Source organism: Acidibrevibacterium sp., from assembly GCF_049965395.1.
Lineage (GTDB): Bacteria > Pseudomonadota > Alphaproteobacteria > Acetobacterales > Acetobacteraceae > Acidibrevibacterium > Acidibrevibacterium fodinaquatile.
The window spans coordinates 1-7,254 of sequence record NZ_JBMFWJ010000075.1; the positions used below are offsets into that span (position 1 = coordinate 1).

General features: G+C 68.0%; 8 protein-coding genes and 1 pseudogene. 8 read left to right on the forward strand and 1 reads right to left on the reverse strand.

The window, feature by feature from the left end:
- From ACP5M5_RS13970 to ACP5M5_RS13995, 6 genes and pseudogenes are all read left to right on the forward strand, one after another.
- Positions 1-206 (forward strand): annotated as a pseudogene (locus tag ACP5M5_RS13970) (geranylgeranyl diphosphate reductase); the annotation flags it as partial.
- Positions 203-694: a TspO/MBR family protein gene (locus ACP5M5_RS13975; RefSeq protein ID WP_427938347.1), complete on the forward strand. Its 492-nt coding sequence runs from the start codon at positions 203-205 to the stop codon at positions 692-694. The pseudogene ACP5M5_RS13970 and the gene ACP5M5_RS13975, both read left to right, overlap by 4 nt.
- Before the next feature lie 19 nt (positions 695-713).
- A complete protein-coding gene (gene bchI, locus ACP5M5_RS13980) occupies positions 714-1,742 on the forward strand; it encodes a magnesium chelatase ATPase subunit I (protein ID WP_427938349.1) in 1,029 nt (342 codons plus the stop codon).
- Entirely contained in the window at positions 1,739-3,538 is a 1,800-nt protein-coding gene (locus ACP5M5_RS13985; RefSeq protein ID WP_427938350.1) for a magnesium chelatase subunit D, read from the forward strand. Before bchI ends, ACP5M5_RS13985 begins: the two co-directional genes overlap by 4 nt.
- Positions 3,539-3,542: 4 nt before the next feature.
- Positions 3,543-4,520: an alpha/beta fold hydrolase BchO gene (gene bchO, locus ACP5M5_RS13990; protein ID WP_427938352.1), complete on the forward strand. Its 978-nt coding sequence runs from the start codon at positions 3,543-3,545 to the stop codon at positions 4,518-4,520.
- 18 nt (positions 4,521-4,538) lie between these two features.
- Complete coding sequence (locus tag ACP5M5_RS13995) at positions 4,539-4,829, forward strand: hypothetical protein (RefSeq protein ID WP_427938354.1); 291 nt, start codon at positions 4,539-4,541, stop codon at positions 4,827-4,829.
- Between the two features lie 7 nt (positions 4,830-4,836).
- Here ACP5M5_RS13995 and ACP5M5_RS14000 read toward each other — a convergent pair whose 3' ends face one another.
- Positions 4,837-5,466: a heme oxygenase (biliverdin-producing) gene (locus ACP5M5_RS14000; RefSeq protein ID WP_427938356.1), complete on the reverse strand. Its 630-nt coding sequence runs from the start codon at positions 5,464-5,466 to the stop codon at positions 4,837-4,839.
- 121 nt (positions 5,467-5,587) lie between these two features.
- On the opposite strand from ACP5M5_RS14000, the gene ppsR reads away from it, so the two are divergent.
- Both ppsR and ACP5M5_RS14010 read left to right on the forward strand, forming a co-directional pair.
- Positions 5,588-7,030: a transcriptional regulator PpsR gene (gene ppsR / locus ACP5M5_RS14005; protein ID WP_427938358.1), complete on the forward strand. Its 1,443-nt coding sequence runs from the start codon at positions 5,588-5,590 to the stop codon at positions 7,028-7,030.
- Position 7,031: 1 nt separating this feature from the next.
- On the forward strand, positions 7,032-7,211 hold the full coding sequence (locus ACP5M5_RS14010; RefSeq protein ID WP_427938360.1) for a hypothetical protein: 180 nt from the start codon (positions 7,032-7,034) through the stop codon (positions 7,209-7,211).
- The last annotated feature ends 43 nt before the right edge of the window (positions 7,212-7,254 follow it).

Sequence of the window (7,254 nt, forward strand, 5' to 3'; positions counted from 1 at the left end):
TTATGATCCTCGGCATGATGCAGAACTACTGGTACGCCAATGACCGCCGGCGTGAGCGCTTCGTCAGCATTTGCGGCGATGCCGACGTGCAACGGCTAACCTGGGAGTCATATATGAACAAAACTCTTTCCCGCACCGCGCCTTTGGCGCATGCGCGGATATTCCTCAAGAATCTCGCGCATATCACCGGATTCGCGAGGGTATGAGATGGTTTTCCGTCCACGTGACGACAGCGCTGATCGCGGCCCTGCTCGCGCTCCTGGTCGCCGTGCTCGGCGGCCTCGCAACCCGCCTCGATGCCTGGTACTATTCCCTCAAGAAACCTGCCTGGCAGCCGCCGGACTGGTTGTTCGGACCGGTCTGGACACTGATCTTCGCCTGCGCCGCAACCGCCGGCGTGATCGCCTGGCAGGCGGCGGACGAAGGTCAACGCTGGCGAGTGGGCGCGCTGTTCGCCGTGAATGGGACCCTCAACGTCCTCTGGAGCGTGCTCTTCTTCTTGCTCAAGCGCCCCGATTGGGCGTTGCTCGAAGTGGTTGCGCTGTGGCTTTCGGTGCTTGCGCCGATGCTCTTCTTTCTGCCGTTTGCCCCGCTCGCGAGCCTGCTGTTGCTGCCCTATCTGCTTTGGGTCGGGTTTGCGAGCCTCATCAATCTCGCCGTGGTCCGGCTGAACGGGCCGTTTGCCGGCCGGTGATCGCGGGGGGCGACCGACGATGACGGCCGTGCACTATCCCTTCACGGCGATCGTCGGCCAGGAGGAGATGAAACGGGCCCTCCTGATCGTGGCAATTGATCCTGCGGTCGGCGGCGTCTTGGTGTTTGGGGATCGCGGCACCGGCAAATCCACCGCCGTGCGCGCTCTCGCGGCTCTCTTGCCACCGATGCGAACGATGGCCGGCTGCCGTTGGGGATGCGATCCCGCCGAGCCGCACGCGTTCTGCGCCGAGTGTCGCAGCCGTGGCGCGACACGGCGCCGCCGCGCCAAGCTGGTCGCCGTGCCGATGGTCGATCTCCCGCTGGGCGCGACCGAAGACCGCGTGGTCGGCGCGCTCGATCTCGAGCGCGCGTTGGCGCACGGCGAACGCGCCTTCGAGCCGGGGCTTCTCGCGCGGGCGCATCGCGGCTTTCTCTATATCGACGAGGTCAATCTGCTCGATGATCATCTCGTCGATTTGCTGCTCGATGTCGCGGCCTCGGGCGAGAACGTCGTTGAACGCGAGGGTATCAGCGTGCGCCACCCGGCACGCTTCGTGCTGATCGGCAGTGGCAATCCGGAAGAGGGGGAGTTGCGGCCGCAATTGCTCGATCGCTTCGGCCTCTCGGTCGAGGTGCGGACGCCCGAAACCCTGGCCGAGCGGGTGACGGTGATGCGCCGACATGAAGCGTTTACGCGTGACCCTCGCGCTTTCGCCGCCGCCTGGGCAGAGGCGGAGGCGCGTCTTCGCGACGAGATCATCGCCGCCCGCGCCCGGCTTGGCGCGATAGAGGTACCGGAGACGACGCTTGAGCATGTCGCCCGGCTTTGCATGCGCCTTGGCACCGATGGCCTCCGCGGCGAGTTGACCCTGCTCCGCGCCGCGCGCGCGCTGGCTGCGCTGGAGGGCACGATGAGGTGTGACGAAAGCCACGTCGCTGCCGTCGCACCCCCTGCGCTCCGGCATCGGCTGCGCCGCAACCCGCTCGACGAAACGCTCGCGACGATCAAGGTTGAGCGCGCGCTTGCCGAGCTGATGCCCTCATGACCGCGAAAGCCGCCTGGGCAGATGCCTCGCTTGCCATCCGCGTGTTCGCGATCGCACCGAGCGCCCTCGGCGGCATCGCTGTGCGCGCCGCCGCCGGACCGGTGCGCGAGCGCTGGCTCGCCGAACTTCGCACCCTTCTCCCCGCCACGACCCCTCTCAGGCGCCTACCGCCCGGCATCGACGATGCCCGGCTGCTTGGCGGGCTCGATCTCGTGGCAACGCTCGCGTGCGGGCGGCCACGGGTCGAGCGTGGCCTGCTTGCTGAAGCGGATCACGGGGTGGTGCTGGTGCCGATGGCCGAACGCCTGAGCCCCGGCACGGCGGCACGGCTCTCTCTCGCTCTTGATACCGGTGAGGTCGCGCTCGAGCGTGACGGGTTGGCGCGGCGCTTGCCGGCGCGGATCGGCGTGATCGCGCTCGACGAGGGCATCGACGCCGATGAGCGGCTAGCGGCGTGCCTTGCCGATCGCCTCGCCTTTCATCTCGATCTGACCGCGCTCAGCCTCGCCGGAACCGTGCGGGAACCGCATGACCCGCAGGCTTTGGCCGCCGCCAGCGAGATTTTCCCGCGTGTGGTGGCGGGCGAGGGCGTGATCACCGGGCTTTGTGAGGCGGCCTTCCGGCTCGGGATCGGCGCCCCGCGCGCGACATTGTTGGCTCTTCGCGCTGCGCGTGCGCTCGCAGCACTGGCCGGGCGCGATACCGTCGCCGCCGCCGATGCCGCGGCCGCGGCACGCCTCGTCCTCGCCCCGCGCGCCGCCGCACCCGCAGCGGCGCCGGAGCCGCCCGCCGATCAGGCGGAAAGGCGGGCGGGCGAGGAGAGCGTGCCGCCTCACCCCCCACCCCCCGATGACGCATCGCCAAAAGCCATGCCCGACCTTGAGTCTCAGGCGGGCGCGGCGACAGCGGAGCAAGTTGTCGCGGCGGTCGAGGCGGCCTTGCCGGCGGGGCTGCTGGCTAGGCTGCACCCGGCCGAGGGTGGTGTGCGGCGCCCGCCCGGCGGCGCCGGGCGCGCCGGCACCCTCCATCACGCGCGACAACGCGGGCGCGCCATCGGCGTCGAAAACGGTGACCCACGCGCCGGCCGCCGCCTCAGCCTGATCGAGACCCTGCGCGCCGCAGCACCCTGGCAGCGTCTACGTGCCGCCGCCGCCGGTGCGCCGGCTGGGAAGCCCCGGCGTTTGTTTCTGACTCGCACGGATTTTCGTGTCATCCGCTTCCGCCAGCCGCGCCAGAGCACGACGATCTTCGCCGTCGATGCCTCCGGCTCGGCGGCGCTGCATCGTTTGGGTGAAGCCAAGGGCGCGGTCGAGTGCTTGCTCGCCGATTGCTACGTTCGCCGCGATCAGGTGGCTCTCATCGCCTTTCGTGGCCGCGCGGCAGAAATCGTGCTGCCGCCGACCGGGGCTTTGGCACGGGCGCGGCGGTCACTCGCGGCCTGTCCGGGGGGCGGGGCAACGCCGCTTGCCGCCGGCATCGATGCCGCGCGGCAGCTCGCGTTGGCTGAGCAGCGGCGCGGGCGAACCCCGGTTCTGGTGTTGCTGACCGATGGCAGGGCCAATATCGGCCGCGACGGCACCAGCGGCCGCAGCGTCGCCGAGGCGGACGCCCTCGCCGCGGCGCGGGCGTTGCGGGCGATGAAGCTCGCGGCGTTATTGGTCGATACCGCGCCACGGCCGCAACCGCTGACCGAGCGCCTCGCGGGAGAGATGGGGGCAGCCTATCTCGCGCTGCCGCATGTCGAGCCCGAACGGCTGAGTGCCGCCGCCCGCGCCGCAAGCGCCGGCGTGAGGTGAGCCCATGCCGAATACCCTGACCCCGCTATTTCGTGCCCCACCCGCCGCTCCCCCGGCGCGTGCCCGCGTCCGCCGCGGCGCGAGCGACCCGGGGGCGGGTCTCCGCCTGATCTGGGAACGCGATGGCCGCGACTGGCCGCATCGCGAACGAAGCCGCTTTATCACCGCAGCGGCGATCCGCTGGCATGTGCAGATCGCTGGCGAGGGCCCGGTTTTACTGATGGTGCACGGCACCGGCGCCTCCACCCATTCCTGGCAGGGGCTGCTGCCATTGCTGGCACGCCATTTCACCGTGGTCGCCGCCGATCTTCCCGGCCACGGCTTTACGACCCGGCCGGCCGCGGACCGGCTTTCGCTTCCCGGCATGGCATGGGGGGTGAGCGAGTTGCTGCGCGCGCTCGCACTGGCGCCCGCCCTCGCCGTCGGTCACTCGGCGGGCGCGGCCATTCTCTGCCGTATGTGTCTCGATGGCGCGATCGCGCCCAAGGCGCTGGTCAGCCTGAATGGCGCGTTACTGCCGCTGGCCGGGCTGCCCGGCCATTTTTTCGCGCCGCTAGCCAAGGCATTGGTCTCGATCCCGATCGTGCCGGTGATGTTCGCCTGGCGCGCCACCAATCGGGCGACGGTGGCGCGGTTGCTCCGCGGCACTGGCTCGGTTCTCCCGCCATCCAGCCTCGCGCTTTATCAGCGGCTTTTGCAAAGCCCCGGACATGTCGCCGCCGCGCTCGGCATGATGGCGCGGTGGGATCTCGCGCCGCTGGTGCGCGATCTGCCGCGGCTGCCAACGCCGATCTTTCTCGTCGTCGGCAGCAATGACCGCGCGATCCCGCCCTCGGAGGCCGATCGCCTGTGCCGTCTCTTGCCGCACGCGCGAAAGATCGCCCTCCCCGGCCTCGGCCATCTCGCCCATGAGGAGCGGCCGGATCTGATCGCTGCGGTCATTGAGCGGATTGCCCACGATCATGGCCTTCCGGCCTCGTGATCCCAGCGCGTCGAGCGCATGACGGCGGGCTCTGCTGCAACCGTCTCCGCCTTGTTCGCGCACGGCCACATCGTCGATGTGATTCTGGTGGTGATGGCCTGCGAGGCGCTGGCGCTGATCGGCTGGCGGCAGCGCACCGGGCGCGGCCTTGCGCCGGCCGCCCTGCTTGCGATGCTGCTCCCCGGCGGCTGTCTCCTGCTCGCACTCCGCGCCGCGTTGCGCAACGCCGGAGCGGCCGAGATAGCGCTCTGGCTGCTGGCCGCTCTCATCACCCATCTCGTCGATCTCAGCAGGCGTTGGCGCGGCTGATCCTCTCTCACGTCGTGACGTGCGCGACAGCCGCGAGAACGGCGTTCGAGACCGCGATGTTCAACCGAAACGCCATCGCTGCCTCGGCGATCACGCCGGTGCAGCTCGGCAAGAGATCGGCAGCGCGATCGATCGCCGCGCGATAGGCGGCGATGAAGCGAGCGATATCGGGAATCGCCGGAAACTCATAGAAAGCAAGCGCTCCCGTCGGCAGCCAATCATAGCCGGCGAGCCGCTTTTTCAGGAGCCGCCCGCCATGGAGGTCGCCGAGATAACGCACATAGGCATGCGCGATCAGCAGCGCCGGGTCATCGGCGGCGGCACACGCGATCCGGTCGGCGTACTCCCGACCGGCGGGAAGCCGGGGAAGATCGCGCCGCCACGCCGCCCCGGCCAAGGCCTCGAGATCACGGGTGAGAGCCTGGGTCCGAAATATCTCAGCGCGCACCAGAGCGCGTAACGCTGGCGCTCCACAATGGCGGCGCAATTCTCGTCCCATCGTTTCATAAGCCGGAAGCAGATTACGCAAGAACAACGCATAATCGGCGCGGCCGACGCTACCTTCGAGGATTGCCTGGACAATGCCCGAGTATTCTGCTTCAGTATGAAGATCGCGGGTGTGGTCGCGCAGTGCCACGGAAAGTCGCGGTTTCGCGAGCGCTGGGGCTACATCGGCAAACGTCGAGGCAGACGTTCCTGCCGCCAAAGGGGCGACGTGCGACAAGGGTTCGTCCCGGCGTAGGGTAAGCGGCGAGCTGTTGGCGTTGCTTTGGGAAGTCCCCTCTGGAGAGTTCGGCGACGGCTTTGGCATTGTTACGGAGTTCCCGATCATTCGCGCAACGAGCACAGACTTTGCCATCATCCAGCCCGACGTCAAGCTTCTTCTCGACGCGCACGGGGTGATCCGCGATGTGACCCTCGCGAGCAGCTTCGTGCGCGAGGGCGTCTCGGCATGGGTTGGCCAGCCCTGGGCCGAAACAGTGGATCCCTCCGGCGCTGAACGGCTGCAGCAATTGATCGCTGAGGCCCGCGCCGTCGGCACCGCTGGGTTTGGGCAGTTCCTTCAGCGTTTCCCCGATGGCGGGGCGGTGGCCATGGAATACACCGCCGTGCGGTTGGGTAAGCGGAGCGGTTTGCTTGCGATCGGTCGCAGCCTGCAGGCGGTCGCGGAAGTGCAATCTCGCCTCATCGCCGCACAAAAAGCGATGACGCAGGATTATTGGCAGTTGCGCGATATCGAGTCGCGCTATCGTGCTTTGTTCGATGTCGCCGATGAGGCCGTGGTCATCCTCAGCGCTCAAGACCTGCGCCTCATTGAGGCGAATCCGGCGGCGCAACGCGCTTTCGCTCTGTCTCCGGGTCAGGCTTTCACCAGCCTTATTGCGACGGCCGATCGCTCAACGTTCCGCGCCGCTTTGGCACAAGTCGGCAATGAGCAGCGGATGCCGGGCTTCATCGTCCATATCGGCCCGCAGCAGGTGCCCTGGGTGGTTCGCGCAACGTTTGCCCCTGCCAAGGCGATACCGGCCTTGGTCCTGCACCTGGTTGAGATCAGCGGTGCAAAGCCAGTGCCGCGGCACGAGACGAAGCTTCCCATCGAAGCCTTGATTGAGCGTTTGCCGGATGGGTTCGCGGTGATCGATCGCAGCGGCACGGTGCGCGCCGCCAATCGCGCCTTTTTCGATTTCGTCCAGGCGGGAAAAGAGGAGCAGGTCATCGGCGCCCCGCTCAATCGGTGGCTGTCTGAGCCCGGCGCTGATGCGGCGATGGTGCTCGCCACACTGACGCGCCAGCCGGCCCTCCGCCTGATGCCCACCACCTTGCATGGCGAATTCGGCCATAACTTGCCGGTGGAGATTTCCGCCGCCGGAACGAAAGAGCAGGATTCCGACTATATCGCCGTCTTGATACGCGACGTCCGCCGTCGGCTGGCGCAGGACGACGCGCACGCCGCCACGCCTCCGATCGCAGTGCCGCCGCAGGACGGCTCACTGCGTAAATTGGTCAGCGAGACCGTCGCCCGCGTCGAGCGGCAACAGATCGTGGCGGCACTCGCACATGCCGGCGGCAATCGTTCGGCAGCAGCGGCGGCGCTCAAGCTCAGCCGGCAAAGCCTCTATGCCAAGCTCGAGCGCTACCACATCGAAGACACGCCTCCGGCCGCAGCCGCAGACACACCGCCGGCGGACAGCGCCCGCTGACATGGCCGCGTCCTCGTTGTCATCCCCCGCCTTCGGCCAGGCCGATCTTTCCAATTGCGAGCGCGAACAAATCCATCTTGCTGGCTCTATCCAGCCGCACGGCGCCTTGCTCGTCGTAAGTGAGCCAGAACAGGTCATCGTGCAAGCGAGCGCCAACGCCCCAGCGTTCCTAGTGTTCTGACTCATTCGGCTGGTTCAGGCAGTCGGTCGAGCTTGGCGAGGAT